This is a genomic window from Granulicella tundricola MP5ACTX9 (assembly GCF_000178975.2).
Classification (GTDB): Bacteria; Acidobacteriota; Terriglobia; order Terriglobales; family Acidobacteriaceae; genus Edaphobacter; species Edaphobacter tundricola.
The window spans coordinates 74,558-100,802 of record NC_015058.1; the positions used below are offsets into that span (position 1 = coordinate 74,558).

Annotated in this window: 27 protein-coding genes and 1 pseudogene; 12 read left to right on the plus strand and 16 right to left on the minus strand. The window is 56.0% G+C overall.

The features are described from left to right. Positions 1 to 14: 14 nt before the first annotated feature. On the plus strand, positions 15 to 1,331 hold the full coding sequence (locus tag ACIX9_RS24285) for an OmpA family protein (protein WP_013573050.1): 1,317 nt from the start codon (positions 15 to 17) through the stop codon (positions 1,329 to 1,331). Positions 1,332 to 1,351: 20 nt separating this feature from the next. Here ACIX9_RS24285 and ACIX9_RS21785 read toward each other — a convergent pair whose 3' ends face one another. Continuing rightward, a complete protein-coding gene (locus ACIX9_RS21785; RefSeq protein ID WP_041598166.1) occupies positions 1,352 to 1,561 on the minus strand; it encodes a hypothetical protein in 210 nt (69 codons plus the stop codon). Between ACIX9_RS21785 and ACIX9_RS24290 the strand changes: the two genes are divergently transcribed. Next, on the plus strand, positions 1,562 to 3,193 hold the full coding sequence (locus tag ACIX9_RS24290; RefSeq protein WP_013573051.1) for a sensor domain-containing phosphodiesterase: 1,632 nt from the start codon (positions 1,562 to 1,564) through the stop codon (positions 3,191 to 3,193). A 56-nt stretch (positions 3,194 to 3,249) separates the two neighbouring features. Here the strand turns inward: ACIX9_RS24290 and ACIX9_RS21795 are convergent, their stop codons facing one another. Then, complete coding sequence (locus tag ACIX9_RS21795; protein ID WP_332308649.1) at positions 3,250 to 3,945, minus strand: Y-family DNA polymerase; 696 nt, start codon at positions 3,943 to 3,945, stop codon at positions 3,250 to 3,252. A gap of 385 nt (positions 3,946 to 4,330) precedes the next feature. Here ACIX9_RS21795 and ACIX9_RS21800 point away from each other — a divergent pair, with 385 nt between their 5' ends. After that, positions 4,331 to 5,143, plus strand: coding sequence for a DUF5694 domain-containing protein (locus ACIX9_RS21800; RefSeq protein WP_232298975.1), 813 nt, complete (start codon positions 4,331 to 4,333; stop codon positions 5,141 to 5,143). 295 nt (positions 5,144 to 5,438) lie between these two features. Here ACIX9_RS21800 and ACIX9_RS25155 read toward each other — a convergent pair. The 9 genes and pseudogenes from ACIX9_RS25155 to ACIX9_RS21835 form a co-directional block, all read right to left on the minus strand. Then, positions 5,439 to 5,597 (minus strand): annotated as a pseudogene (locus ACIX9_RS25155) (Y-family DNA polymerase); the annotation flags it as partial. After that, entirely contained in the window at positions 5,563 to 5,691 is a 129-nt protein-coding gene (locus tag ACIX9_RS27520; RefSeq protein WP_269744714.1) for a hypothetical protein, read from the minus strand. The gene ACIX9_RS27520 and the pseudogene ACIX9_RS25155, both read right to left, overlap by 35 nt. A 118-nt stretch (positions 5,692 to 5,809) precedes the next feature. After that, a complete protein-coding gene (locus tag ACIX9_RS21805; RefSeq protein ID WP_013573054.1) occupies positions 5,810 to 7,204 on the minus strand; it encodes a DUF2130 domain-containing protein in 1,395 nt (464 codons plus the stop codon). Between the two features lie 139 nt (positions 7,205 to 7,343). After that, a complete protein-coding gene (locus ACIX9_RS21810; protein WP_013573055.1) occupies positions 7,344 to 8,030 on the minus strand; it encodes a hypothetical protein in 687 nt (228 codons plus the stop codon). Continuing rightward, complete coding sequence (locus ACIX9_RS21815) at positions 8,023 to 8,541, minus strand: hypothetical protein (protein WP_013573056.1); 519 nt, start codon at positions 8,539 to 8,541, stop codon at positions 8,023 to 8,025. Before ACIX9_RS21815 ends, ACIX9_RS21810 begins: the two co-directional genes overlap by 8 nt. Positions 8,542 to 8,636: 95 nt before the next feature. Beyond that, positions 8,637 to 9,185 (minus strand): DUF1731 domain-containing protein, encoded by a 549-nt coding sequence (locus ACIX9_RS21820; protein WP_041598168.1) that lies wholly within the window; start codon positions 9,183 to 9,185, stop codon positions 8,637 to 8,639. Positions 9,186 to 9,547: 362 nt separating this feature from the next. Continuing rightward, positions 9,548 to 10,747: a DUF2252 family protein gene (locus ACIX9_RS21825; RefSeq protein WP_013573058.1), complete on the minus strand. Its 1,200-nt coding sequence runs from the start codon at positions 10,745 to 10,747 to the stop codon at positions 9,548 to 9,550. A 47-nt stretch (positions 10,748 to 10,794) separates the two neighbouring features. Beyond that, entirely contained in the window at positions 10,795 to 11,301 is a 507-nt protein-coding gene (locus ACIX9_RS21830) for a nucleoside deaminase (RefSeq protein ID WP_013573059.1), read from the minus strand. Positions 11,302 to 11,570: 269 nt separating this feature from the next. Continuing rightward, the gene (locus ACIX9_RS21835) at positions 11,571 to 12,164 is read right to left on the minus strand and encodes a YciE/YciF ferroxidase family protein (RefSeq protein ID WP_013573060.1); all 594 of its coding nucleotides are present in this window, start codon (positions 12,162 to 12,164) and stop codon (positions 11,571 to 11,573) included. Positions 12,165 to 12,349: 185 nt separating this feature from the next. On the opposite strand from ACIX9_RS21835, the gene ACIX9_RS26115 reads away from it, so the two are divergent. Next, positions 12,350 to 12,577 (plus strand): hypothetical protein, encoded by a 228-nt coding sequence (locus tag ACIX9_RS26115; protein ID WP_198152252.1) that lies wholly within the window; start codon positions 12,350 to 12,352, stop codon positions 12,575 to 12,577. A 235-nt stretch (positions 12,578 to 12,812) separates the two neighbouring features. Here ACIX9_RS26115 and ACIX9_RS21845 read toward each other — a convergent pair whose 3' ends face one another. Genes ACIX9_RS21845 through ACIX9_RS21860 form a run of 4 tightly spaced genes read right to left on the minus strand, consistent with a single transcriptional unit; the run spans position 12,813 to position 18,841 of the window. Beyond that, entirely contained in the window at positions 12,813 to 13,025 is a 213-nt protein-coding gene (locus tag ACIX9_RS21845; protein WP_013573062.1) for a hypothetical protein, read from the minus strand. Next, complete coding sequence (locus tag ACIX9_RS21850; protein ID WP_013573063.1) at positions 13,025 to 16,234, minus strand: DNA polymerase III subunit alpha; 3,210 nt, start codon at positions 16,232 to 16,234, stop codon at positions 13,025 to 13,027. Before ACIX9_RS21850 ends, ACIX9_RS21845 begins: the two co-directional genes overlap by 1 nt. After that, positions 16,227 to 17,735, minus strand: a complete 1,509-nt coding sequence (locus ACIX9_RS21855) for a DNA polymerase Y family protein (RefSeq protein WP_013573064.1) — start codon at positions 17,733 to 17,735, stop codon at positions 16,227 to 16,229. The genes ACIX9_RS21850 and ACIX9_RS21855 overlap by 8 nt, the downstream gene beginning before the upstream one ends. A gap of 2 nt (positions 17,736 to 17,737) precedes the next feature. After that, complete coding sequence (locus tag ACIX9_RS21860) at positions 17,738 to 18,841, minus strand: P-loop NTPase family protein (RefSeq protein WP_198152253.1); 1,104 nt, start codon at positions 18,839 to 18,841, stop codon at positions 17,738 to 17,740. 229 nt (positions 18,842 to 19,070) lie between these two features. Here ACIX9_RS21860 and ACIX9_RS21865 point away from each other — a divergent pair, with 229 nt between their 5' ends. Continuing rightward, positions 19,071 to 19,520, plus strand: a complete 450-nt coding sequence (locus ACIX9_RS21865) for a DUF1810 domain-containing protein (protein ID WP_013573066.1) — start codon at positions 19,071 to 19,073, stop codon at positions 19,518 to 19,520. 517 nt (positions 19,521 to 20,037) lie between these two features. On the opposite strand, the gene ACIX9_RS21875 is transcribed toward ACIX9_RS21865, so the two are convergent. Continuing rightward, positions 20,038 to 20,550 carry a DUF1003 domain-containing protein gene (locus tag ACIX9_RS21875; protein WP_013573068.1) on the minus strand — a complete coding sequence of 171 codons (513 nt, stop codon included), beginning with the start codon at positions 20,548 to 20,550 and terminating at the stop codon, positions 20,038 to 20,040. A 99-nt stretch (positions 20,551 to 20,649) separates the two neighbouring features. On the opposite strand from ACIX9_RS21875, the gene ACIX9_RS21880 reads away from it, so the two are divergent. The 7 genes from ACIX9_RS21880 to ACIX9_RS21900 all read left to right on the plus strand — a co-directional run bounded on the left by ACIX9_RS21880 (position 20,650) and on the right by ACIX9_RS21900 (position 26,241). Beyond that, entirely contained in the window at positions 20,650 to 20,904 is a 255-nt protein-coding gene (locus ACIX9_RS21880; protein WP_041598170.1) for a hypothetical protein, read from the plus strand. Continuing rightward, on the plus strand, positions 20,855 to 21,589 hold the full coding sequence (locus tag ACIX9_RS21885; RefSeq protein ID WP_157478317.1) for an SOS response-associated peptidase: 735 nt from the start codon (positions 20,855 to 20,857) through the stop codon (positions 21,587 to 21,589). Before ACIX9_RS21880 ends, ACIX9_RS21885 begins: the two co-directional genes overlap by 50 nt. A 315-nt stretch (positions 21,590 to 21,904) precedes the next feature. After that, positions 21,905 to 22,279, plus strand: coding sequence for an ArsR/SmtB family transcription factor (locus ACIX9_RS21890; protein WP_013573071.1), 375 nt, complete (start codon positions 21,905 to 21,907; stop codon positions 22,277 to 22,279). 48 nt (positions 22,280 to 22,327) lie between these two features. After that, positions 22,328 to 22,534 (plus strand): hypothetical protein, encoded by a 207-nt coding sequence (locus tag ACIX9_RS25165; protein ID WP_013573072.1) that lies wholly within the window; start codon positions 22,328 to 22,330, stop codon positions 22,532 to 22,534. 508 nt (positions 22,535 to 23,042) lie between these two features. Continuing rightward, positions 23,043 to 23,255 carry a hypothetical protein gene (locus ACIX9_RS27570; protein WP_332308650.1) on the plus strand — a complete coding sequence of 71 codons (213 nt, stop codon included), beginning with the start codon at positions 23,043 to 23,045 and terminating at the stop codon, positions 23,253 to 23,255. Between the two features lie 2 nt (positions 23,256 to 23,257). Continuing rightward, positions 23,258 to 25,027 (plus strand): copper-translocating P-type ATPase, encoded by a 1,770-nt coding sequence (locus tag ACIX9_RS21895; protein ID WP_049789487.1) that lies wholly within the window; start codon positions 23,258 to 23,260, stop codon positions 25,025 to 25,027. Further along, the gene (locus ACIX9_RS21900; RefSeq protein ID WP_232298956.1) at positions 25,024 to 26,241 is read left to right on the plus strand and encodes a VIT1/CCC1 transporter family protein; all 1,218 of its coding nucleotides are present in this window, start codon (positions 25,024 to 25,026) and stop codon (positions 26,239 to 26,241) included. The genes ACIX9_RS21895 and ACIX9_RS21900 overlap by 4 nt, the downstream gene beginning before the upstream one ends. Positions 26,242 to 26,245 lie beyond the last annotated feature (4 nt).

Genomic DNA, 26,245 nt, shown 5'->3' on the forward strand with positions numbered 1-26,245 from the left:
AAGGAGAAAGTACGATGCGTTCCACTACTCTGACTCTTGTCCTTGCCATCCTCGGATGCTCTGCCGCCCTCGCGCAGCAGAGCTCCGGCAACCCCGCTCTCATTGTCCCTAAACTTGACGTCTCGCTCGGTTACAACTTCATGCGAGCCAACGCACCCCCCGGCGGCTGCCCCTGCTTCAGCCTGAACGGAGGTTATCTTGCTGCAGGCGTGCATATTGTTGACTGGCTCAGCGTGGAAGGCGAAGCTACAGGAGGTCGTGCCAATGACATCAGCCTCCTCGGGCAGAACCTCAATTTGATCACCGTCGCTGCCGGACCGCGCGTGACGCTCAGCGGACATCGCATCGTCCCTTTCGGTGAAGCCCTCTTCGGTATCGCCCACGGAAGCGACTCTTACTTCCCTACCGGCACCAGCTTCACCACTTCTGCAAGCAGCTTCGCCCTCAGCGCCGGCGGAGGGCTGGACTACAGCATCAACCATCGCTATGCTATCCGTGCTCTCGACGTCCAGTACCTGCGAACAGCCTTTCCCAACGGGAACAGCAATACTCAAAACCACCTCATGATCGGCGCAGGTCTCGTCGTCAAGTTCGGAGGCCATATGCACTGGTCGCCCGCGCCCGTTGCACGAGAAGAGAAAAGACCCAGCGAGATCTCCTTCACCTGCAGCAGCGTCACGCCCACAGTCAAGGAAGGCGACATCATCGAGGTTAGCGGCCATGCCTTCACCAGCCCGGATCAACTCGCGCTTGACTATGCGTGGACCTCGGATTCCGGCGTCATCATCGGCTCCGGTCGCATGATCGCCGTGAAGACCGCGGGGATGGCACCCGGCGACTATCACGTGAAGGGAAAGGCCGCCCTCCTCTCTAGCCCAACAACCTTTGCCGAGTGCGAGGTGCCTTTTCATGTGAGCGCTCGCCCCGTGGCAGTAGCGAATGGGGCCGGGTCATCCTTAACCCCGGCCGAGATCGCCAAGAGCGATGTCATCTTCCATGAGAACGTGCAGGACGCTCTGTTCGACTATGACAGCGCGGAGATCAGGCCGGACGCCAAGGTCGCCATCGAGCATGCCGGTAAATTCCTCACAGAGCACCCGGACATTCAGGTCCTCATTGAAGGGTACGCCGACGATCGCGGCTCCGCGGAATACAATCTCGGCCTCGGCGCACAACGGGCCAGCGCAGCACGCACCGCACTCATGGAGCAAGGCATCCCACCCGAGCGGCTGAAGATCATCAGCTACGGCAAGGAAGCCCAGGTCTGCGTACAGCAGACAGAGCAGTGCTGGCAGCAGAACCGCCGCGCAGCCTTCTCCATGCACCATTGATGTCCTGACTTATAACAGAATCAACCGGTGGTGGTCGCCCTTGACATCAGGTGGCCAACCACCGCTTCACGCTCAATTTTGGGTTCTTGTTGACCTAAAAGGTCACGCTTATCACCTGCGTCATTGGCCTGCCGCTGTTTCACTTTGTATACCGTCTTCACGATATTTTTCAGCCTCATCGTTGAACTAGCTTTGGAACCTAGTTCCTCGAAGAAGGTAAAGGAGGCCACTTGGTCATAGACGCCTCAACGGTAGAAGAGATTTTGGATAAGGACGAGTTGGTTCCCTGCTTCCAACCACTGCGAGAGCTTCGAACAGGACGGCTTACCAGCTTCGAGGTACTAGCTCGCTGGGCGCATCCGACAAGGGGCCTTATTCTTCCATCAAACCTAATCGAAGTCGCTGAACGGGAAGGACTTCTGACGCGCCTCACCAAGCAACTTCTGCACAAAGCCTTTGACACAACAAAGACCCTTTCACCTTCAATTACACTTGCGATCAATGTTTCACCTCAGCAATTACGCGACGTGACGCTTGCCAATCAGATCGCCGAAATCGCACGCCGCTCGGAGTTTTCATTAGATAGGCTGACAATCGAGATCACCGAAGATGCCTTGATTGATAATCAACGACTTGCGAAGACGATTACGCAAGAATTGAAGGGTCTGGGTTGCCAACTCGTTCTTGATGACTTCGGCACTGGCTACTCAAGTTTGCGCCATCTTCATACCCTGCGCTTCGATGGTTTGAAGATTGATCGATGCTTCATCGTAGACGCACTGGAATCGCGCGAGAGCCGCAAGATTGTGGCCGCGATGATTGGTCTCGGTCAAAGCCTAAACATGACCACCGTTGCGGAAGGAATCGAGAGTGAGGAACAAGCGAGTCTACTCCTCTATCTTGGTTGCGATGTAGGACAGGGTTGGCTCTATGGGAAGCCTGCGCCAGCCATATCCATTCCACAAGTCGTAGCGTCAAAACCAACACCTCCCAAGCCGTCATGGGCACTCGCGGCTGATAGTGCGGACCCTAGGAGTCTGGAGATGCTTCCGATGCAGAGAGTCGCCCAGCTCCAGGCCATTTACGATGGCTCTCCCATCGGCCTCTGCTTTCTTAGTCGGGACCTTCGATACGTGAGCGTTAATCGACAGTTTGCTGTAATGAACGGTACAACTGCGTGCGCGCTGATCGGACTTACCGTAGCCTCGGTATACCCTGAATGGTATCCGCTGTATGAGCCTTACCTAAAGCGTGCTTTGGCAGGTGAAGTTTTGAGTAAAATTACAGTCACTCGGCCGGCGCGCAATACGAACGAGATCGCCCAGGATATTGAAATCTCATACGCTCCGGCAAGGGATGAAGGCGGGGAAGTTATTGGCATTTGTATGGCCGCACTGGACATCACTGACAGGCAGCGCTCACAGGTTGCTCTACAAGAGAGTGAGGAGCGCTTCAGGATGATTGTCGACCTAAATCCTCAGGCCCCATTTATCATGGATCCCGACGGCTGCATCACTGACTTTGGGGTTGCCTTTGAAGAACTCACCGGCTTCTCGCGGGAAGAGATTATGGGAAGAGGTTTTCTGGAAGTCGTCCACCCGGATGATGTGGCTAGAGTGTCACTTGTGATTGCAGAGACCATTTCGTGTGGTGCGGCTATGGATGTTGAATGGAGAGCTCAAAGGCATAACGGCTATCACCTCTGGTTGCGATCTAGAGCAACACCCGTTTTTTCGCTGGCTGGCAAATTAATACACTACTGCGGTTCCACTGAAAACATAAATCATCTGAAACTGTTAGGTGCTGCTCTCAAGGCCGCTGAAACAATTTTGGAGTCGGTTACGGCTCCTCATATCAAATAGAAGCCTGGCTTCCAGATGTTTACGCTGGAGAAGCAAGCGTTTAGCCTGCGTAGGGTCTACCTCTTCGGCAGCGAGTAAAACGGGTCATTGTTGAAGTTCTTCGTGTGCATGAAGACGAAGATGTTTTCGGCGGCGACCTTGTATCGGCGCATCTTCTCTACTGCTCGTTTGGCGTAGCTTGCGATGGCCTCGCGCAGCTCGCTCCATGTTGTGACCGGAGCCCCGAAGCTGCGAGTGACGGCAATTCCCTTCCTCGTCGGTTCCATCAGCTCCAGCGGGAGGCAGGAGATCCCGCGCAGCTCGTAGACTGTACGACCATCCGTCACAGTCATCAGCGCCCGCGTATTATCTGGATCGAGTGCAGCAAGATCGGCGGCCGTCTGGACTCCAATCTTTGCGAGCTTCGCCGCCGACGCCGCGCCGATCCCCCAGACTTCATCGACCGGCACGGTGGAAAGCAGCTCTGCCCGCATTTGGCTGGAACGAAGATCGCAGACGCCGCGATACTGCGGACGCTTCTTTGCAATGAAATTGGCGACCTTGGCGAGCGTCTTGGTCGGGGCGATGCCTACGCACGTTGGGATACCTACCCAGCGACGAACGCGCTCGCGCAGCTCTCGCGCAAGAGGTTCCACTTCCCTTTCGTAGAACTCGCCCAGGTTCAAGAAGCTCTCATCAATCGAGTACGATTCGATACTCGGAACCATCGAGAGTAGCGTATCCGTAACTCTTCCGGACAGGCTTCCGTTTATGTGGAATGGAAGTGCGAGGAGATCTTTGCCTAGCTTCTGTCAGGTCAAAGCGTCGTCGGGACCGTGGTAATGTGGAATCCCGAAGGGATTTCCAAGGCGTGTGGGAAGGGTGGAAAGCGGCTTTTGCTTTCCAAGCTTTCCATACGCCGTCATTTCCATGGTCAGTTTTGGGATTTCTGTGATTATCGGATTAGAAAAGCTTGCACCGTTGGCCCCGGCTCCCCTCAACGAGTGACTCAGCCTGTTCTGGCAAACTGAGCCTCTCTAGGATCGGCCGTCATTCTATACAAGCCGACTTGTCTGTACCCCATCATAGCTACAGGAAGTGAGGTCGTTTAAGAAGGAAGCCGCCATCCAGAAGTCGAGACACTTCATAATGCAATATATGAGCTTGAGTCGATTTTTCTCGATCTTTTGGATGACGCTGCTTGCTATACCGGCTTTCGGACAAGAAAAGCCGCAGATCATGATTCTGGGGACAACGCACTTCAACAACCCAAACCACGACATTAGCAATATGGTAATAGATGACGTTCTTACCCCTGAGCGGCAGCAACAGATTCGATTGCTAGTCGGAGCAATTGCTCGATTCAAGCCAACACGAATCGCTATTGAACTGCCGCCGTCAGAACAATCGGCACTCGACCAACGTTATGCCGACTACCGCGCTGGTCGTTATTCTTTAACGTCCAATGAACGCGACCAACTAGGACTGCGACTTGCCGCGATGCTGCAACTCCCACGACTAGACGCGGTGGACTACAAGGAAGGCCCTCCTGGGCCCGACGAAGCCTATGATTTTTCCGCCTATGCTGCCGCTCATGGCCAGCAGAAGCAATTTGACGGGTTTCTTGCAGCCGGAAAGCAATATGCAGCCGATGAGACTACGTACCTGCACACCCACACAATGCTCGAATGGTTTCGTCACGCGAATACGCCCCAGTATCGCCTGCTAAACAACAAGTTTTACTTTGACATGCTGCGGTTCGGCGACAATAAGATCAATCCTGGAGCAAATTGGGTTGGCGGATGGCACGCCCGTAATCTGATCATCTTGGAGAATGTGTGGAGGCTCTCAAAACCAAACGATCGCATACTCGTGATCTTCGGTGCGGGTCACACGTTCTTACTTAATCAATTCTCAAGTGACTCGGGGGAGTTCAACGTTATCGATACAGAGAGGTATCTTGCTCCCTAGTGGGAGATACAGCCAAATGCTCCTCTCGGCAACATTGACTCTCGACGAGTGGTGAATCGCCAATGCGTTCATCTAGCGTGGTCGGTTTCGAAACGCGCATTGGCCGCTTCCCGCCAGGCTCAGAATGCAGGGCGAATCGCTTCTGAGAATTTGGCCTTCTGGGGACGAGTCGGATAAGAATTTACTGAAGTGGCAATGGGGCGCGGACACCCTGCTTTCAGTCGCTTCACAGCAGCAACAGTATTTGGCCCCAGCTCAAGCCAAATTGACTATTCGGGATATTCACATAATCCAATGAGTGAGCCACGCCGCAACCATCGTTGTTGGAGAGCACGATGACCGGAACGCCTTCGAGATCGGGCCGGAACACACGCTCGCACGAGACGTAGAAGTTGTTGCAATCGATCCTGGATCGGTAATTATTCTCCAAATCGCTGATCTCGCATGTACTCATTCAGCTCGCGCCAGAGAAACTTGCCGATCCGCACGCAAAGCCACATGCTACAGAAGCCGGCGACGACCAAGAGGACTACTCGATGGGTTGGCATGGCTTTCAGGATATCCGTATACGCTGAATGCTTGTTCTCTCAATTATTTGGGATAGCAAAGAGGCCATGGTTGACTTCCTTGAAGCACCTTGGTGGCCTAATTGCGCGGTTCGATACGTTAGTTCTCCAGCAACAACGTTTCGCCGAGGGCCTCGATCTCGGCCAAGTCCCGTCCAACGATCCCTTGAAGGTCGCCATAGATGCCCGCCGTGGAGTCGAGCAGTGTATGCAACTGTGCCTCTCGCTTGGACCACCGCTTCATCGTGGCCTTCTTCTCGTCCGCTAAATCCTTTTGCATCTCGGACCAGCGTTCCGCTATGGCCTCTATCCGCCCCCGGAACTGTGGGCCGGTAAGGTAGGCGTAGACCAGTTCACTCTTTGTCTGCTGTCCCTCGGCGCTGCGCTTTTGGCCCGCGAGTTGCAGCAGCGATGCTCGTAACGCCGTCGCAACCGGGAGCGTGCATCCCAGCGATGACACCCACACTCCATCGACCTCGTTGAAGTGCGTGACATCCGGAGGCATCGCTTGCGACACGATCACGGCGATGTCAGCCCGGGCCGAACGCTGGTCGCCCTTGAGTTTTGCAAGCCATGCCGCTTGCCAGATCTTCGTGCGTTTGAACTCCCACAGGATGCGCCCGCACTCCCGGCCCGAGCTATCACGGACGACATGTAGGGTGTCTCCGCCGAACTCACCCTTTGGCACTGGCTGCAATTCATCAAACGGAAATTGCCTTCGAAGCTGATCTTCCAGCAGGAGCTCCAGCGTCTCACCCTGAGACTGCTGTGAGCCCTGTTGCGCCTTTCTGCTCGCCTCTTCCAGCTTCGTTGCCAGGTCCTTGATCTGCCTTTCTTTTTCGCTGAGCTGGAGGGTAAGCCGCTCACTGGCTTCGTTCGCTGCGGCTGCACGCACCTGGTCGAGCCGGCCACTAACCTCCTGTTCGATGCGCAAGGGCAGCTCCCGTTCTTTGTCCTGGAATTCCCGCTCCCGGCGTCTCAGTTCCACTTCAGCATTTTGTGCAGTCATCAGCTTGGCCGTAAGTCGTTCGATGTACTCACCCTGTTCCTTGCGGTCCCGATCCCGCTCCGCAAGCTCGCCAGCAAATCTCTGGGCTGCCCGGCTCGCCTCTGCTTCGGCGATTGCCTTTCTTTCTACAATCAATCTCTCCGCAAGCTCTTTTGTGACGGCCGCTTCGGTCTGACGGGCGACTTCAGCTGTCAACTGTTCCCGTTGAGTAGTGATCTCTGCACGGGCTTCCTCATAGCGGCGCTTGATGTCCGCCTCTCGTTTGGCGAGCTGTTGCTCAACTTCATGGGTTGCTTGTTGCTTGCGGTCGAGCTCTTGCTGCTGCTTTGCGACAGCATCATTCTGTGAACGGAGCTTTGCCTCATACTCTGCACGAGTTGCCTCGATCAGCGGAGCGGCCAGAGCCTCTGTAAGAGGAACCGGCGTACCGCACTTAGGACAGGCGACCGTTGGCTGAAGCGCAGACTCAGAGCTAAGTATGGACATGGGGCTTGTTCTCCAACTTTGAGTATAGGCGAATAAAATACGAAGCCCAGGTGCCGCGTGGTGCATCGCTGTCCGGACCTGCCCGAATGCGGAAAGATGCTCGGTTCTATTACAAACCTGTGTCCAGGTCTTGGGAGTGCTAAAAATCGCCCATTTTTCTTAGACGTTCAAGGATGATCGGGATTCGGCGTTGGCTGATCGAATCGCCAGGAACATATCCCGGCAGCGCCTCTATAAACCGCTCGTTTCCTAAGAGCTTACCGGTTGCTTCCGCCAAATATTTGCGGAGATCGGCTGGCGCTTCGGCAAGCTCGTCGAGCAGCTGTTCTCTTCCCTCGATGACGGCAATGAAGTCTTCCAGGTCGTGGCTCATGTAGTAATCGTTCTCGCCACGATCATAGAAAGCCTCCATTTTGGTTCCTAGAAAGAAGGGGGCTGTAATCAGCCGAATCACCTTGCCGCTGAGCAAGGACGCCGGCGTCGCTGTCTGGATCGCCCCTTCGTACCAACGGTTGGAAAACCCGAGTGCGCCTTTTTGGGTCGACATGACATCGAGCATCAGGTCGCCATGGAGAAAACGACAAAGCGGAGCTCCCGGACGTGTGTCGTTCTCGAAGCCAATATCTCGCATTCGATCACAGAAGGCTGAGTAACCGGCGTAGTCGGCCGCAACGATCACGTCTACATCGTACGTAGATCGAATCGGAGCGGAGCCCTGATCGGTCACAATGAGATCGAGCGTCGATCCTCCCACGAAGACGACCTCAGGCAGCAGATGCTTCAACTTCGCAGCCGCTTCCTCCAGCAGGGGCAGATTACTAGCCATTTACCAGTAACCTCTTGCTCAACATCTCCAGGGCAATCTTTCGCTCGCGGATTCGTCCATCACGCAGCGCATCGACAAGGCTAAGGAGTTCGTAAAACGCGGGGTCGGATAGGGCCGCCTCCGCAGCGTGTTTGTAGAGAGGCTCAAAGGAATAGCCGCGCACCTTCCCCAAAACATAAGGCCACACAGGCACTTCCGTTCCGCCATCGTGAATGACGCTCCGCAAGGGCTCGGCTGCAAACGAAGTGGCCACACCCCTCGTCATTTCCCCCCGTACCGCCGGATACACGTACCTTACGCCATGTCCCAAGAACTCCAGGAGTGCTGAGCGGTTTACCTTCTTTGGCCCATCGTCGTGTTGCAGCAGCCCAGACAGTCGGGCTCTTTTTACGGCCCCATGCACCTCGGAACTGGCAACATGAAGGTCGGAAGCAAGCTTCTGAAATGACGACTCTGCAGCTCCTGGGAGCGTCAGTTTCAGCAACACTGCAATGTCGAAAGGGCGAAGCATGAAATCATCCTACGTGTTCTCTATTCTTGAATCAAGAACAGAGAACGCAGGATGTCAAAGCGGGCAATCCACTGCCTTCGCTCACATCAATGCAGCTAGTGTGTGCGAGGCTGTCGCAGGTTCATTCTGGCGAGAGCCACGTCGAGCGTGTTGCAATGAAATACGAGACCATCCCTCATTAATCTGCCAGGCATCGCCCTCACACTTCCAAGGATCGTCTCATCGGCCAGTTGTCCCAGCAGCAACCGGAAGGGCCACGCTGGTAGGCGGATGCGCACCTTGGAATCAACGGCTTTTCCAATCAATCGGTTGAAAGCCTTGCTCGTCACTTGTTGGGGAGCAACAACATTGCCGGAGCCGGCATGGCCGGTCAGCAGGTAGGACTCGCCGGGCTCGCACGCGGCTTCTATCCTTCGCAGCGCCTCAGCCTGATCGGCTGTGAGGTCGGGGTCTATCGAGCTCTCAATGACCCCGGCAAGTGAAGCTGCATCCTCTGCCGTGGGTGCGGCGACTTTGGGCTCCCTCTTCGCCGGAGGTGGACTGAAGAACGTTCCCTGTGACTCAAGCTCCTGCTTCGCCGTCGCCGACATCTTGCGCCAGCGCCGCGCCGCACTACCCTTTGCCTTTGAGTCCGTATCGATCACTCTCTCTTAAGGGTAAATGACAGAACAGGCAGCTTCAGCTCTACTCCCCCCCGCATAGTCACCCTTTCCTGGAGCATTCTTCTGAAGGCAGGACGCCGGCCTTTGACATTTTTCACCGTAGTACCTGGTACGCCGATTGCTCAGGCAACAACTTCCCTCAATTTTGCGCCTTCCAAGGGAATGGCCTGCAACACCCCCCGTGGGGCAAATCTCCGAACTTGGAGGAGTAGCCAACGGCCAGAATGATTTGCCCGAATATCTGCTGCACAGACGGGCAGACTCAACTTAGCTTACGGCGGTTGTCACGCCTCTTCAGAATGGATCTTGCTCCGCAGTGATTGAGATATGTCCTCAACCTGGTGTCATGCTCTCCGCTGTCGCATTGCGAATCGACGGCAGTGGTCTAGATATGCTGCTTCGTGAAGAGCGGCAAGATCTAGGACCCCACTCCAAAGCCATCTAGGAGCCTCCAAGCCTTTCCCGTGTCGCGACTTCAGCTCGTGGCTCCATGCATACCTCTCCTCGCGACTAAGCTGTCTTCCGTGCGCCCGACCTACAACACCGGCCATGAGGCGGGCAATTGCAATCGCTTCTGATTGCTCCAGGCCAACCAGCTCAAATTTGAGGTCTTGCGGACGGAGTTCCCTAACGACCACGGGACGGCGACAGATGGTTGCGGCCAGCATCCGTTCTCCAAGGAAGGGTGACAACGCACAGGCTCCGGCCACGACACGGTCCGCGTAGCCTTTGGGCATCTTGGCTCCCTTCGCAGAAGGAGCCGCTGTCAAAGTCGCTTCTTTGATATCGAGCAAGCGGTATTCAGGATGTTTCTTCGATCCGACACCCATGAGAACCGCGAATCTGAGGTTTCCCAACGAACTGCAACCTTTCATCCAGTACGCAGCGTCTAGGAGTTCAACACGCTTAGGTTCTTTGCCGCCAATTGTCTGCAAAAGCTGCCTGAAGCCATCACCCTCCACAAGCGAATTCAGTTCCGAGCGCTCCTCCTCAGTCACGGTCCAGAACTTCTTTCCCAGCGGGATGTTCGGCTTAACGTCCTCGATCCGCTCTTGAGCCAAGTGCCGCCATTGACGATTCTTTGCTGCGACCAACACACTTCGGATGGGTTGGACCTCCTTCAGATCGACGCGCTCGGTTCGTCCCGCCAAGCCGATGAGGTACCCTCCGATCATCTCTTCGAGCATAAGAGCGGTCGTCACACCAGGTAAATCTGAACTTCGCGCAGCCATTGCCAGAGAAAGTCCAAGCCGCAGAAGATCGTGGGCTGGATTCCCGATCACGGTTTGATCCAGGTCACGAATCTGAATGTCGATATTTCCTTCAAGGTCAGAGACTGGTCCGAGGTTCCCCGTGTGACAATCCCCGCAAATCCACACAGACGGACCCTGAGGGAGCGCTGCCTGTACGGACTTGCTCGCCAACCAGTCGTAGAACCGGGCGGTATTGCCCCGGACGTAAGCGTGCGCAGACTCAGCCATCTTTTGGTGCTGTCTCTGTGCGAGGGTCGGCTTGCGTTTGTCTGGCCTTACGTTAGAAAACATTTTTCTCTCATTCCTTGTTCGTGGACGTGCCTCTTGGGGTGCTCGGGTTAAGGAACAGACGTGACATCATGTGCGGGATCGATTGGTGCAGTCTCTTCCGGTTTCAAATAGAAAGTCGCGCATTCGTCTGATAAGACACCACCCTTCACTTCCAGATCATCGCGGAACGCTTGATCGATGAAGTCAGCGGTATCGAAGTGTCGAGACTCAAAGTAAACAGAGTTCACGTCGTTTCGCGAGGCTCCATAGACGATACGGCTTACTCCTGCCCAAAGGCAGGCCATCGTGCACATGCCACAAGGTTGCAGAGTGCAATAGACTGTAACCCCCTTGAGACTGATGGACCTCCGCTCCTTGCAAAGCCGCCTAATCCCCACCATCTCAGCGTGGGCAGTCGGATCAAACTGGAGATCGCCTTCGTTGAAGCTAGAGCAGACGATGGCTCCGTTCTCGACCAAGACACAACCTACCTGTGCTCCTCCAGGTGTCTCCTGCCCTATCCTCGCCTGCTCTAAAGCCGCAGCCATGAATGTTAGGTCTTTCGCGTCTTTCAAGGTATTCTCCCGCCCGGCTAATAGCGCCCGATCTGAGCGTTTTGTGACTTATGAACGAAGAGAAGTAGCGACCGATTGGTGACTCTGTATGTGTCACCCGACTTCCGTATCTGGCTTCAGGACGGCATCCGCCTGCGTTTATCCGGCAAGAGGGAGCCCTCTACAAGGGCGGTCCCATTTGGGCGATGAAGCAACTGAGTCCGCTGGTGGGCTAACCGTTCAAAAGGTCAAAGGCCCGCCAAGGCGGGGCCTTTGTACGATCTGAGGGCTTATACCATTGCAGACTCGGCCGCGAGATCGGGTGCCGCTTTCGCTTCATCTTCCTTGCTCTTCTTGGCGGAATACTTCTCTTTGCCGGATTTCGGCTCCTTGGGGCTTTCTGGTTCCTTTGCACTAAGCTTCATAATCGGAGCGCCAGCGGCCGTGATCTTCTTGGCTGCGGCGAGCTCTTCTTTCAGGTTGGAGTTCAAAAGCTTGACGATCTTCGGCAAGCCAAGGGCTGTCGCCATCGAGATGCAAGTCTCATAGCCCGCAATCTCGTAGTGCTCGGTGCGAAGCGCGGCCCCGATCAGACCAGCTTCGAACGACGAGCCCTCTTCATCCTTCTCGAGAGCGTCCTTGCCTTCTTCAATCACTCCTTCCATTCCGTTACAGTGCTGGCCGGTCGGCTTCTCGCCAAGCTCGGCAAACACCTTTTTCAAACGCTCGACCTGACCTTTTGTTTCGGCAAGATGTGCGGTAAAGATGGACTTCAGTTTTGGATTCTTCGAACCCTTCGCTAGCTTAGGGAGAGCCTTCACCAATTGGTTTTCAGCGCTGTACATGTCGCGCAATTCGTCTATTAGAACTGTCTTCAGTGCCATTGTGTCGTCTCCATGAGGTATTAAGAAGCCATCTCATCAGATGCCGAATTTCAAATGCTGTCTACTTTCGTGCTTCAGTCTTTATCGAACGGGATAGCGAGGATCTCTTTGACGATTCCGAAGAGATGGTCGATACCCTAACTTAGCTGACGCCCAAAAGTCTTTGAGTCGTCCCTTGGCGTTCCTTGCGCGACAAGGAACGCCAAGTTGGTTGTCCTTTGGAGCGGTTTGTTTATCTCATGCGCCAGTTCGTGGGCAATCTGGGCCGCCGCCACGTTGCGTTCATGAGCGATGAGCCGGGCTTGCATCTTTTGCTGCTCGTAGCCTTGGCGGCGAAGTCGGCGAGCATGGTCATCCACCGTGCGTCGTCGTCATCGAACGCCTCCGCCCGATCATGGGGCATCACAAGATAGTTCCACGGGTGGCCAGTGTCCCGAGCTCACCGCAACACGTTATAGGCCGATTGCTTCGGCCAGAGTCGCCCACGGTTTTGACGCTTCCACGGGAACGGATTCGCACAATCTACGCGCGGACACACAATGCACCCCGGATGGTCGGCTGACAGCCGGAACTGGTTGATCAGGATCTCCTCACCACATTGGGGGCAAGTCCAACTCGCTTTGAGGCGGTTCTTACGACTCAACTTCATCATGGATCTTCCTCCCGTAGAGATTGCTCGATGGCTTCCCAGACCAGCCTTACAAACTCGACACTATCCTTGAGTTGTTCCCGGATCGGTATGGTGTTGGCACTCAGGTAAGGCGAGTTGCGGAGCCGGTGCGCAGCGATCCGGCAGGCATTCTCCAGCCACCAATCCTTGGGTGGCTCGCGTTCAGGCGGCGATGTCATATGCTCGCTCATCAATGCCAGTCATGCGACTGCATGGGAGCCGCCGTCACGTCCAGTTGCTCGATATGTCTTGCCCTGATGTGGATGACCTTATCGACATTCTGGAGAGCACCTTCGATCAGCAGGAACTTGGCGTAGGTGACGAGTGATCGGTTCCTTTCGTAGAGATCGGGATCAATGATTGCGTTCGAGATCCCAGTCTCGTCTTCGATCGAAAGGAAGATGAACCCATGAGCCGTGCCTGGCCGCTGCCGGGCAATGACACAGCCTGCAATTCTGGCTTTGACCCCATGCCGAAGCAGCGAGAGATCTCTGGCCGGAATGATCTCCATGGCCCGCAACTGAGGCCGGCAGTGGGCCATCGGGTGCCGTCCGACCGTGACGCCTGTCGAGGCGTAGTCCGCAACCATCCTCTCGTGTGGCTCCATGGCCCGGAGTGGCGAGTCAGCATCCTCATCCCGGTCCAATTCTTCGAGAAGCGGCCCAGCCTTACGACCGGCCCGTTCCACCTGCCAAAGCGCCTCTCTCCGGTGAAGGCCCTCGCCGATCGAGTTTAAGGCACCCACTTCAGCGAGGGTCGTCAGATCAGTGCGGGTTAGCGAGGGAACACGCCGGGCAAGCTCCTCAATCGAGGCGAACGGCCGCATCTCTCGCGCAGCCTCAAGTTCTACCGCACTTCCCTCTCGCATCCCGCGCACGTACCGAAAGCCCAACCGCAGCGAGAGCTTGCCGTTGTCTTCTTTCTCGAGCGTGCAGGACCAGCTGGACCGGAGGACATCGACAGGTTTGATCCGGAGCCCATGCCGCTGGGCATCCTTGACCAGCACCGCCGCCGAGTAGAAGCCCATCGGCTGGTTGTTCAGGATGGCCGCGGTGAAGGCACCGAGGTAGTGAAACTTGAGCCAGGCGCTGGCATAGGCGATCAGGGCAAAGCTGGCGGCATGTGATTCCGGGAAGCCGTACAGGGCAAAGGAGCTAATCGACTGAACGATCTCCTCCTGGGCTGCAGGGCCAACGCCGTTGGCGTCCATTCCAGCTCTTAGCTTCAATTCCAGGGCCTTCATCTTGTCGGCAGAACGACGGCTTCCGAGCGCGCGGCGAAGCTCCTCCGCCTCTCCGCCCGTGAAGTTTGCGATGGTCATGGCGATACGGAGGAGCTGTTCCTGGAAGAGGGGCACTCCCAGGGTCCTGTGAAGGACAGGCTCCAGCAGTGGATGTGGGTAGCGAATCTCTTGCCTTCCCTGCCGTCGCTCCATGTAGGGATTCATCATTTTGCCGACGATGGGTCCGGGACGGATGATGGCGACCTGGACGACGAGATCATAGAACTTGTCAGGGTTGTTGCGCGGCAAGGAGGCCATCTGAGCCCTGGACTCCACCTGGAAGAGGCCGACCGTGTCCGCTCTTCGGAGCGACTCGTAGACCTTAGGATCGTCATGCGGGATCTGCGCGATGTCGACTTTCTTACCGTAGTACCGGGGGATCAGCTCCACACAATCCTTGAGGACCGCCATCATGCCGAGGCCAAGCAGATCGACCTTGATCAGCCCCATGTCACTGACATCTTCCTTGTCCCACTGGATGACGTTCCGCCCGACCATGCTGGCGGGCTCAATCGGTACGACGGAGGCGAGTTGCCCCTGGGCGATGATCATGCCGCCTGAGTGCTGACCGAGGTGGCGCGGCAGGTCGAGCATCCGGATCGAGAGCTCAAGATACTTCGCGATCCGGGGATGATGGAGGTCGAACCCGGCATTCTGGAACTGCTCCTCCATCGTGTCGGTCGGGCCCTTCCACTCCCAGGAGCCGACCAGCTGCGTAAGCCGTTTCGTGGTCTCGACATCGAAGCCGAGCGCCTTGCCCGTCTCGCCGGCGGCAGACTTGCCCCGATAGGTGATGACGTTCGCGCACATGGCTGCGCCAAGCTGGCCATAGCGCTGATAGACATACTGGATTGCCCGCTCCCGGTCGTCCCCCGATGGCAGATCAAGGTCAATGTCCGGCCATTCGCCGCGGACTTCTGAAAGGAACCGTTCGAACAAGAGGTCCATGCCCACTGGATCGACGGCGGTGATTCCGAGCGAGTAGCAGACAGCCGAGTTCGCCGCCGAGCCTCTCCCTTGCACCAGCATCCCGTTCTTTCGGCAAAACTCGACGATGTCCCAGACAATCAGGAAGTACCCGGCAAGGCCAAGCTTTGCAATGAGAGCGAGTTCCCGTTCAACCTGCCTTTCTGCTTTCTTCCGTAGCTTTACACTCGTCTTGCAGCCGTAACGGTTGGCAACACCTTCCATCGTGCGCTTGTGCAGGAAGGTGTCCATCGTCTCGTCCTCCGGGATGGGATAGAGCGGGAACTGGTACCCCATGTCCTTCATGACGAATTGCAGACGGGACGAAAGTTCTACTGTTTCAGCGACTGCGTATGGCAGATCGCGGAACAGAGTCAACATCTCCGTCGCTCCGATCATCTGGCGATTCGTGTTGCGTTGAAGCAACAGCCCAGCCTCGTCCAGGGTGCAACCGTGTCGGATCGCGGTCATGAGATCCAGGACCTCACGCTCGAATGCCGTGGCCATGTTCGGCCCGTTCGTCGCAAGCAGCGGAAGGTGGAGTTCGCGGGCGAGCGTGATCGCTGCCTGATTGCGGGCCTCCTGCTCACGGATGCGGTGCCGCTGCAGCTCGACATAGACGTTTTCCTGCCCGAAGGTCCGGACCAGAGACTGGAGTGCCTTGCGCCCTTCGTCCAGACCGCCGCGTGCGAGTGCAGCCGCAAGCGGCCCCTCGTCTCCGCCGGTGAGACAGACCAGACCCTCTGCCCGCTCTTCGATCATGCGGTACGGAGCGATGCCTTCCCCTTTGGACTTCTGCTGGAGCTTGTAGCCGGTGATCAGCTGCGACAGATTCCTGTAACCTGTCTGCGACTCACAGAGAAGCGAGAGTCTCACCGGCCGTTCCGGGATCGTGTGAGGCTGCCAGTCTTCAGGTAGCACCTGATTTCCAAACTCCGCGGTCGAGATTTCGGCTCCGATATGAGACCGAAGGCCTAGCTTCTTTGCGGTCATGTACAGGCGAGGCGCTCCGTAGAGTCCATCCCGATCCAGGATTCCAAGCGCAGGCATGCCCAGGCTTGCCGCCTGCTCCGCCATCGCCTCCGGCATGGAAGCTCCTTCAAGGAAGGAGAATGCTGAACGGCCGTGAAGTTCTACATAACCCTCAGTCATACTGACCTGCCACGTACCAGGTCCCCGCTTCAGGTTCATGCCGAAGGCGAAGTGCTTGCAACGGCTGTGAGACGACTGCATCCCATTCGTCAGCCTCCCATCGCCGTCCATCCCACCAGTAGCCGCTCGACTGCCAGGGACCGCTTACAGTCCCGAGCTCCAGCCGTTCGCCCCGCCAGAACAGGATCGAAGGAATGGAATCGCGATAAACCACCTTCGCCTGTTGTGCAGGCCGGAAACGCCGAAGCGCCGCCCGAGGAACAATCGGCTGAGTTGGTAGCCTTCCACCCGCACTCGGCTGGAACGGTGCCATCACAAACTCGTCATCACAGAAGCTATTCGAAAGCATCGGTGAACCGACATTCTCTTCACCGACGACCGCCTTGAGGCGTGCAACAAGCAAGTCAAGCTTGTCTGGCTCCGGGAATTGGGACTGGAACAATCCACGCTGCGCAACCTGCGGAATCGCCGGCTCCGCGTCCAGGGTCAGGCCGAGAATACCAGCCTGCGGAGGATCGGCCTGTAGCTTGAGGTGCAGCAGCTTGAGCAGGAGATCTTTGCTCTGGACCGGAACGGCAGGCCGAACCTCCAACCGGTGCGGAGATGCTTTTTCGAGCTCAAGCGTGATCGTCACACTCCGCAAGGCATAGGCATGATTGATCGTCTGCCGCAGCAGGGTTTCGATCATCGGGGACAGGATGAAGAGCAGAGGTTCGAGCGACTCAAGTGGACCATCGAGTTCTACATGCTCCGTAAGAACGAAGGAAGGGTCTTGAGGAACGAGCAGATGGTCTTCGCATCCCACGGCCAAACGCTGAAGACGCTTGCCCTGTTGACCGATCCGGCTGACCAGGGCTGCCTCTGGAAGAGCAGCCAGTTCTCCCAGGTTGCGAATACCCCAGCGTCCCAGGGTCGCCAGAGTAGCAGCCTCTACGGTCAACATCGACAACGGCAGAGGCGCGAGCTTGGATCGCACGTCCTTCGCATCCACTTGCGTTACACCGGAATAGCTTCGAGCCAGCAAGAGACTTGCTTCCGCATTGGGCGCCACCGCGACATTCGATGCAAAATCCAGCTGCTGAAGTGCGCTCCGTATCGCTTCTGCGTAGCTTCGTGCATCGCCGAACAGCGTCTCGGTGCCCGACTGGTCGACGAGCAGCACTGCGGCCGATTGCTTCCCGTTCGCGTAACCGTTGACTGGTGAAGCTATGATCTGCACCCGTGGAGAGAACCGCTCCACCGCTTCAAACAGGATCTCGAGTGCAGCCTTCTCTTCCGCAATAGAACGTTCGTGAAAGAGGACCTGACCGGAGGTGTCCGCCTGGACCTTGCTCATGCCGTGGGTCAGGCCCAGGTCTTTCGCAGATCGGTTGAACGAGACCACTCGTTCGAGCGGAGCTTTGCCCTCGACTACCGCAACAGCCTGGACTCTTGCGCGCTTCTCCAATCGCAACCAGGCCAGCGTCGGAAACTCCGGGATGTAGATCGCTGCGTATCCCATGTCTATTGCCCCGCCGCCCGCATCCAGGCGGGTGCCGCTTGCCAGCTCACGGCTCGGCCGGGAGCCTTCTTCGCGAATGGGCTGCTCAGTCGTTGACGAGCGACCTCCGCCGTCCGCGAGAGACCGTTCAAGAGATTTCCTGAAAGCATTGGGGCTCCTGCCGAGCAGTCCAGCACACACAGCGCGCTTGATCGTGCGCAAGCCACCTGGGTGAGCAGGAGAAAGATTGCATCGCTTTCCTGGGCGGCCCGCCGAAAGCGGAACCAGGTTGCCGAAGGGATTCGAAGTGCCTGCTCCGGCGGTACGGAAGCGAGATCGAGAACGACGACGCGGAAACCGCCTGACTGAAGGATTTGATCGGTGGCGCGAATCGCCTTATCCAAACGGCTCCATGGTTTCTCAATCTTCTTGCCGGCAGAAGTGACCAGGACGGGGGCTTGAGCCCGATCACGGGCCTCGGTGGCAGCACGACGATCTGCTTGCCGGATGGGATCGGACTCATCCGCGTGACGAGCATTGAAGTGCTCGTAAGCGACCTGCTCCTCAGGAGCTGCGGCAAGGCTCAACTTCCCGTTAGGGTAGCCAGGAGTGCCTTCCATCTTCTGAAGTCTTGTCTCAGCCTTTTGCATGAGCATCTGGCCCAGCGCGGCATCGAGGCCCTTAGTCTCCGTTCGTGGATGATTGCTCCCGCAGTGTCCCCCCACCATCTTTCCTGCTTCGGCTTGGCCGATCCTGGAGGTGGGAGCTGGGGAAGAGGGCTCTACCTCCGCTCGGGGGCGCAGGCTAGCCACCCGGACCCACAAGAGGTTCTGATGGTTGACTCCAGAGGCAGCGGCGCACTTCGGGTCGAACGTGTCATCCACGTCGATGTAGGCGCAGGCAGAGTCGGCCGTTGCTCCTCGAAGCAGAGAGAATGCCAGCGAAGTTCGACCGGAGCTGGCCAGCCCGGTGAACTCCGTCACTCCTCCAATCGGCAATCCCCCGCCAAGCAACCCGTCGATCGCCAAAACGCCGGAACTCATCAGACGCGGAGCCTGCAACGCCTGGGGCGACAAAGCAGCAGGAATGCGCGATGAAAGCTTCGCCTCGATCTCGCGTTTCAGCATTGCGCTTTGTGAGGAGTAGCCCATCTGTTATTTCGCCTTTTATTCGCCCGTGTTCGCCTAAGCATAGCTCTCTCGGCCTGTGCAAAGTCAACGTGCACCGTTTCTGGTGCGTAGCCTTTTCAGGAATAAGTCGCTCATTCCATGAGCCGAACAGCGCGCCCGGGCCGATTCTCCTTCAGCAGCTACCGTGTAGAGGTAAAGCACATCAAACGCAGCTGAGGCGAAAGTTTTGGAAACCCAGTCGGATCCCTACAACCTGCAACGTTTCATCAATGCCCAGGAGTCCACCTTCGATGCGGCCCGCGCAGAACTCGAAGCGGGACAAAAGCGATCCCATTGGATGTGGTTCATCTTCCCTCAAATCAAGGGCCTGGGTTCAAGTCCTACAGCTCAACGATTTGCTATCTCCAGCCTTGAAGAGGGAGCAGCCTATCTGGAGCATCGGGTGCTGGGACGTCGACTAGAAGTGTGCACGGCTCTTGTCAATCGCGTTCGTGGAAAGTCAGTCGACGATATCTTCGGATATCCAGACAATCTGAAATTTCACTCCTCGATGACCCTGTTCGCTGAGGTGGCTGACAAGTTTGGGTTTGAGGCGACAGTCTTCAGAGAAGCATTGGCCATACACTTCGCCGGCCAGCGTGACACGGCCACAATGAAGCAGCTCGATTCCCGCTGAGCGACTTCCATGCACTATCCAATCAGCAACGCTTGCAAGCTGGCGAATACTCCTGCATCGTGTCTCCCAGGATCTAGCTCCAAATCGATCACAGTCACTCCAGGTAGATCGACCTTGTAGTCTTCCAACTCAGTCGTAGAGCCGCTCGGACTGAAGCTCCATTGCTGCCGCAGAATCTCACGCCGTGGCTCCCGAGCTGTTGTCACAAAGAGGGCAAACTCCTGGGAGCGGCTTACCTGGGTTTCTGTGAATTCCAGCCTTATACGCCGGATGTGCTGAGGGCTATTAAACTTCAATCTAATCTGCTGTGGGCCCGGAGTGGATGCTCGCCACCCACCTTCAGTACCCAAGCGCAAGGCGTCTTCAAGTGGATGAAGGTGGTCTTCGGATGAGATCTCAGCTGTCGTCTGTTCACAAAGGTCAATCCAGTCTGTGGCTGCTTCGTTGGTCTTTCGAGAATCAGGTCCAAGTAGAATTTTGCGCATCGTTTCCCTCTCAAAGTCATTGCCTAGCAGTTTCAGCCTTCATTTTCCGAGATTGTGTCGCGGATGGTTTGGGCCACATCCTCGATGGATGTGTGTTGGCTGAGTTCTCTGATCTCAGTCGTATTTGCGACTTTCTCGAGACCCATCTGCTTTGCGATCTGCCGATCCATGCTCAGCACCGCCGTAATCTCTTTCTCCGTAAGGAGAAGGATCTGCAACATGAGGTGATCCCGCTCGTCAGCTCTTCGGCCCATGCGTGCCTGGCGCATCAGGATAAAGCTTGCCAGGAGAATCGCTTCTACGGCGACCAGCGTTGCCAACAACGAATAGGGTGAAGGATCGAAATGCGGTATACCCGGCACGTTCAAGGTATTGGCTACGATCCAGCCAAGGAAAAAAAGCAGGTGTAGGCTCACAAAGCTAAAGCTGCCTGCAAATGCAGCAATCTGGTCACCCAGACGCTCTGATCGAGTCCTCTTCTCTAAAAACTCCTGCTCATGACGCGCGATGAGGTCGATATGTTCCTGGATATGGGATTGCGCCATGCAGATCAGATGCTTCAGCAGAGCGCCAAGTGTTGATGGCGAATGAAAGGCGAAGTAAAATAGGGCAAGACTACGGCACGCCGTCAATGACCGGGAGGGATGATGAGGGCTGAACTAACGCAGGAGGACTTCGAGGCACAGTGGCGGCCCATTCCTCTGGACCACTTTCCCCTTCCAGCCTGCTCGCAAGGCATGATCCTGCTGAAGGCCTTCGCAGATGCCCATCCCGGACCATTTGAGTTCATCCGTCCGGAAGACTTCGTGCATTATGAAAACGAAGCCTTCGCCGGGATCGAGGAATGGGATGCGTTCGCTCGTCACTGTCTCTCGTGCCATGACTGCAACGAACTGTAAGGATTGGAGAATCGCTATGTGTGGTCGCTATCGCCGCAAGTCAGATAAACAGCAGATCGCCGAAGCGTTCCATGTAAGCGGCCCAGGCATCGACTCGCTCATGCTCGCACCGGACGACGACATCCGGCCTACGACTTTTCAACCGATCATCCGAGCAGATGAAGACGGCTCTCCCATGATGGAGCTTGCCCGGTGGGGCTTCGTTCCTTTCTTTCACAAAGCTGAGAAGTTTCCGCCGACCACGTTCAACGCACGGGCCGAAGGCATCGAGAAGGCTCCCATGTGGCGGCATTCTCTTGAGGCGAAACGATGCCTGATTCCTGCCGACAGCTTCTTCGAGTGGAAGCACATCGCAAAAAAAGGCAATCCAAAGTACGAATTCCTCGTCGGAGGAGGCGTGCCCTTTGCCTTCGCCGGTCTCTGGAGCGGCTGGACGAATCCCGTGGACAAGACCGAGCTGCACAGCTTCACCATCATCACAACCGACCCAAACTCCTTGCTGGAGAAGTATCACAACCGAATGCCCGTGATTCTCAAACCCAGTGAATACACACGATGGCTGACGGGTGATCGAGTTCCGCTTGAACTACTGAGGCCCTTCAATGCAGAAGCCATGACCGCGACATGTGTTGACCCTGGGACCGCCGTGACAGCAAGAGAAGCAACTCTCTTCGACAGCCTCTAAATAAGAATGACGAAATATACGGATGACGGAAGAAGTCTCTTTCTGCTGACCTCCTTCGATCAAAGCCTAGCAATGAAAGAGCTTTGGCTGGTTCTGGAGGCCCAGGTCACTTTTACATGCAAAGAATGTAATATAAGAATATAGTGTTGTTATGGCAACTTCAATTTCAGGACCGCCGAACTTACTCATACGCTTCCTCACGAATGTAGCGAAGTCGTTTGGCATTTCCAGCGCCGCTGACCGCAAGCCTCAGTCGGGGTCGTGGAGAGACAAAGAGACCAGCCGGCGCCGTGCTGCGGCGCTCAAGGAGAGGGAATGAGACAAGCGGTCCCGTCCTTAGCTGCCGATAGCCAAGCACAAATAAATTCTGCAAATCCGGGTGAGTTGAGCCGTTTCAAGGCAGAGTTTTTCAAAGCGCTCGCTCACCCTTTGCGTATCCGGATTGTTGATGAGCTCCGCAATGGAGAAGTCGGTGTGACTCATCTCTGCGCCAGGCTTGAGGTTGAGCAAAGCTCGCTATCGCAACAACTCGCAGTACTCAGGGCGAGGTACATCGTCAACGCACGTAAAGATGGCCTTAGTGTTCTCTACTCGATACGCGACCCCGAGATTTTTAGCCTGCTTGATGTGGCTAAGAGAATCTTCAATAAACACCTGGTCGGTGTTCAGGGCATGTTGGCCAACTTGTAACTGGTCGCAAAAAATGTGGTTGCCAACTGCCTATCTTGGAGATTGTTTATGATGAATAGCTTCGTCAGTATCGGAATTGGTTGGTTCTTGGGATTCGTCTTTGGAGTTGGCTGCTCATTGGTGGTGCTGTATGCCATCTATTTAGGCGGTTACAAAAAAGCAATAGAAGATTCTATGCTGACACCGCCGCCGGAAAATTACATCCGGTTACATTTGAAAGCGGAGCGGGCGCTAATACCTTCCGCAGTTCATTGAATCCTTCCTCGCCGCTCGATGCTGGCCGGCATGTCAAGGAGTGCGAGGAACGGTGCGCCGAAATTAGGAGGGTGTGCTTGTCATTCTCAATCGCCTCGCCGGTGTGCCATATCCGCTCTGGCAACAGGAAGTGGACAGCGTGAATCCGCAAGCCATTGAGACCCTACCCTCCAATCAAGCAGCAACATCCGAGTAATCTGGGAATTTACACTGCGAAAGTGAGCAGAACGACACAGAGGCTAGGGGTCTATGGGAACATACTCTCCGGATGGCGATATTCAGGCGTGCTATCGATCAGAATGCTAAAAAGCTCGGGCCCGGTGCCTGTCCGAGGTCTGAAACGACTCCGTCATCGCAGAAGGGCGATCTCCGAAGCATCCACATTCAATACACCTGTCCCATGCATCCACAAATCTTGCAAGATAAGGCAGGATCATGCCCCATCTGCGGGATGACACTAGAGCCACTGACAGTGACCGGCGAGGACACAAATCCTGAAACTGTCAAGATGGCGCTACGGCTCTGGATGTGTATCGGCTGCACACTGCCGCTGTTCGTCGTCATGATCCTGGACATGTTCCCAGGTCGCCTCATCCAGCATCTCCTCGCAGGTCCAATCCTCGGATGGGTTGAGTTGGTGTTCGCAACCCCTGTCGTTCTTTGGGGGGGGGGTGGCCATTTTTCCAGCGTGGATGGACTTCGATCATCAGCCGCCAACTGAATATGTTTACACTCATCGCCATTGGCGCAGGCTCGGCGTACCTATACAGCGTCGCAGCGGTCGTTTTTCCCAAACTGTTCCCTACATCGTTTCGGAATATGTCGGGCCAACTCGGGCTCTACTTTGAAGCAGCTGCAGTCATCACCGATCTTGTTCTCCTCGGCCAGGTTCTTGAACTGAAGGCCCAAAGTCAGGCCAGCGGTGCGATTCGAGCACTTCTGGGCCTCACCCCGAAGACCGCTCGCCGAATCTCCGCCGACCAAACAGATCAAGATGTCGACTTGAAGGACATCCAGGTGGGCGACAGGCTCCGAGTTCGTCCCGGTGAGAAGATTCCGACAGATGGCGTGTTGATTCAAGGCGAGAGTTCCGTTGATACATCGATGGTGAGCGGTGAGGCTATCCCCATTGAAAAAGTGACGGATGCCAAGGTGACTGGTGGAACGATCAACGGTACGGGCAGCTTCGTGATGAGGACGGAACGTGTGGGAGCGGACACTCTGTTAGCCCAGATTGTGAAGATGGTCACTGAAGCTGAGCGTACGCGCGCTCCGATTCAACGCCTGGCAGACGTTGTCGCTTCCTACTTTGTGCCAGCGGTTCTGCTATCAGCACTCATCACCTTTGCGGTGTGGTCCGTTTATGGTCCGCAGCCGCATTACGCTCACGCCTTAGTCAATGCTGTAGCTGTACTCATCATTGCCTGCCCCTGTGCGCTTGGTCTGGCCGCGCCGATGGCAATAAAGGTCGGCACTGGGAGAGGGGCGAAAGAAGGTGTGCTTATCAGCAACGCTGAGTCCCTGGAGATTCTGGAAAAGGTGGATACCCTTGTTGTCGATAAAACCGGTACGCTCACCGAAGGAAAGCCAACCCTGACTGGACTTATCTGCGTCGATGGATTCACTGACAGCGAGTTGCTGCAATCTACAGCTAGTCTTGAGAATGCCAGCGAACATCGGCTCGCACAAGCCATTCTTAAAGCGGCCAAAACCAACAAGCTAACTCTGCTCAAAGTAGATGGCTTTGCATCGGTGCCGGGCAAAGGCGTCCGCGGGACGATCGGCGGGAGACAGATTGCCGCCGGCAATCTAGCATTCATGACGGATCTCGGTGTCTCGCGTGAACCTCTGCGACTGAAGGCCGAAGCACTTCAAAAAGAAGGAGCGACGGTAATGTACATCGCGCTGGGAGGCAGATTTGCGGGACTGATCGCGGTGGCTGACCCGATCAAAGTCTCAGCGGGCGAGGCGATTAAGCAGTTGAAAAAAGAGGGCATTAAGGTGGTCATGGTCACAGGCGATAACCACATCACTGCAAAGGCGGTCGCCCGTAAGCTCGGTATCGACTTCGAAGCCGATGTGCTGCCCGACAAGAAGGCCGCGATTGTCAAGAAGCTCCAGGAGGCTGGCGCTACTGTCGCGATGGCCGGGGATGGAGTTAATGATGCTCCCGCGCTGGCACAAGCACACGTCGGGATCGCCATGGGGAATGGTACTGACGTAGCGATAAAGACTGGCGGAGTTACCCTCGTCAACGGTGATCTTGTTGGTATTTTGAAAGCTCGCCGTTTAAGTCATCTCACCATGAACAACATTCGCGAAAATCTGTTCTTTGCCTTCTTCTACAACGCCCTTGGTGTTCCTGTGGCGGCAGGTGTTCTCTACCCCGCGTTTGGGATTCTCTTGAACCCGATGATTGCCGCTGTCGCAATGAGTATTAGTTCGCTTTCGGTGATTGCTAATGCTTTGCGCCTGCGCATGGTCAAAATTTGAGCGAAGCGGTAGATCCTATCCCACAATCGGACGAGGTACCCGGTTTACTTGCATTACTGGAAGCCAACTGGCAGTCCGAGATGGAGGACCACGCGACCTACAAAGCTTTCGCTGCGCGTGAATCTGACCCTCGCCGGCGCAATGTCATGAGAGGACTTGCTGCAGCAGAGCGACATCATGCTCACCTATGGGCTCATGAGATTGGCACCCTCGACGAAAGGAAGCTGGGTTACTCCGGCCCCCCTGAAGGCCTTGCCCCGGTGAACGCTAAAGAGAACGCCAACATTGACAGCCAGCTACAACATCTAAAAATTCACGAAAGAAGCGAGATTGACCGTTATAGCAAGCAAATGCACACTCTCAAGAATGAAGCTTGCCATAAGATCCTGCTGGAGGTGATCGCTGACGAGAACGAGCACTACAAAGCTCTGAGTAATTTGATCCGCGCCCGGCCACCACTCCCGATGATGGATGGATCTCAGGCCAGAAAAGCCCTTGCTACGTTATTGGCTGCTCGGAAGAAGCGCCATCTGGAGGCAGCTGGATGGCTCAACGATGCCGTCTACGCGGCCCATGATGGGCTTGGCTCGATCTTTGGCATTGTGTCTGGGGTCGCGGGGGCGACCTTTGGGAAAAGTCACTACGTTATGATTGCAGGCTTGGCGGGAATGGTCGGAAGCGCCCTATCTACCGGTACAGGAGCTTATCTTACGGCGAGAAGTGAAAGAGAACTCTATGAGGCTGAGATTGTTCGCGAACGTCAAGCCGTGGACTACGACGAATCTGAGTCACGGGAAGTTTTGGCGCTCAGCCTCCAGGTTCGTGGCCTTCCGGAAGACGTTGCCGAACGACTCTCGCACCTTTTAGCGGAAAACAAAGAAGGTTTCGTCAAAGCACTCGCGCGCATCAGGGCGAATGTGTCTGAAGAAAACCTCAGTGACCCCTGGCGCGCAGCCTTAACCGGCGTTGTGGCTACGGCGGTCGGTGCGTTCGTCCCCATCATTCCATTCTTCTTCCTTTCAGGTATGCCTGCCATCGCTTCTGCTGCCGTTGTCTCCCTCTGTGCTCACTTCGCGGTTGGCGCGTCGAAGTCTCTCATGACCGTGCGACCGTGGTGGCGATCGGGCCTTGAATTGACTGCCTTTGGTGCAGTCGAAGGTCTCACCACGTTTGCTATAGGGATAGCCTTGGGAAGAATGGTCGGCACGGCCTAGCTGT

Bases quoted from the DNA above. Each gene is read 5' to 3' on its own strand.
- ACIX9_RS24285 (WP_013573050.1), top strand. From the start codon at position 15: ATGCGTTCCACTACTCTGACTCTTGTCCTTGCCATCCTCGGATGCTCT.
- ACIX9_RS21800 (WP_232298975.1), top strand. From the start codon at position 4,331: ATGAGCTTGAGTCGATTTTTCTCGATCTTTTGGATGACGCTGCTTGCT.
- ACIX9_RS27520 (WP_269744714.1), bottom strand. From the start codon at position 5,691: ATGCCAACCCATCGAGTAGTCCTCTTGGTCGTCGCCGGCTTCTGTAGC.
- ACIX9_RS21805 (WP_013573054.1), bottom strand. From the start codon at position 7,204: ATGTCCATACTTAGCTCTGAGTCTGCGCTTCAGCCAACGGTCGCCTGT.
- ACIX9_RS21810 (WP_013573055.1), bottom strand. From the start codon at position 8,030: ATGGCTAGTAATCTGCCCCTGCTGGAGGAAGCGGCTGCGAAGTTGAAG.
- ACIX9_RS21815 (WP_013573056.1), bottom strand. From the start codon at position 8,541: ATGCTTCGCCCTTTCGACATTGCAGTGTTGCTGAAACTGACGCTCCCA.
- ACIX9_RS21825 (WP_013573058.1), bottom strand. From the start codon at position 10,747: ATGTTTTCTAACGTAAGGCCAGACAAACGCAAGCCGACCCTCGCACAG.
- ACIX9_RS21835 (WP_013573060.1), bottom strand. From the start codon at position 12,164: ATGGCACTGAAGACAGTTCTAATAGACGAATTGCGCGACATGTACAGC.
- ACIX9_RS21845 (WP_013573062.1), bottom strand. From the start codon at position 13,025: ATGAGCGAGCATATGACATCGCCGCCTGAACGCGAGCCACCCAAGGAT.
- ACIX9_RS21850 (WP_013573063.1), bottom strand. From the start codon at position 16,234: ATGACTGAGGGTTATGTAGAACTTCACGGCCGTTCAGCATTCTCCTTC.
- ACIX9_RS21855 (WP_013573064.1), bottom strand. From the start codon at position 17,735: ATGGGATACGCAGCGATCTACATCCCGGAGTTTCCGACGCTGGCCTGG.
- ACIX9_RS21860 (WP_198152253.1), bottom strand. From the start codon at position 18,841: ATGCTGAAACGCGAGATCGAGGCGAAGCTTTCATCGCGCATTCCTGCT.
- ACIX9_RS21875 (WP_013573068.1), bottom strand. From the start codon at position 20,550: ATGGCGCAATCCCATATCCAGGAACATATCGACCTCATCGCGCGTCAT.
- ACIX9_RS21880 (WP_041598170.1), top strand. From the start codon at position 20,650: ATGATGAGGGCTGAACTAACGCAGGAGGACTTCGAGGCACAGTGGCGG.
- ACIX9_RS21885 (WP_157478317.1), top strand. From the start codon at position 20,855: ATGCGTTCGCTCGTCACTGTCTCTCGTGCCATGACTGCAACGAACTGT.
- ACIX9_RS21890 (WP_013573071.1), top strand. From the start codon at position 21,905: ATGAGACAAGCGGTCCCGTCCTTAGCTGCCGATAGCCAAGCACAAATA.
- ACIX9_RS25165 (WP_013573072.1), top strand. From the start codon at position 22,328: ATGATGAATAGCTTCGTCAGTATCGGAATTGGTTGGTTCTTGGGATTC.
- ACIX9_RS27570 (WP_332308650.1), top strand. From the start codon at position 23,043: ATGGCGCTACGGCTCTGGATGTGTATCGGCTGCACACTGCCGCTGTTC.
- ACIX9_RS21895 (WP_049789487.1), top strand. From the start codon at position 23,258: ATGTTTACACTCATCGCCATTGGCGCAGGCTCGGCGTACCTATACAGC.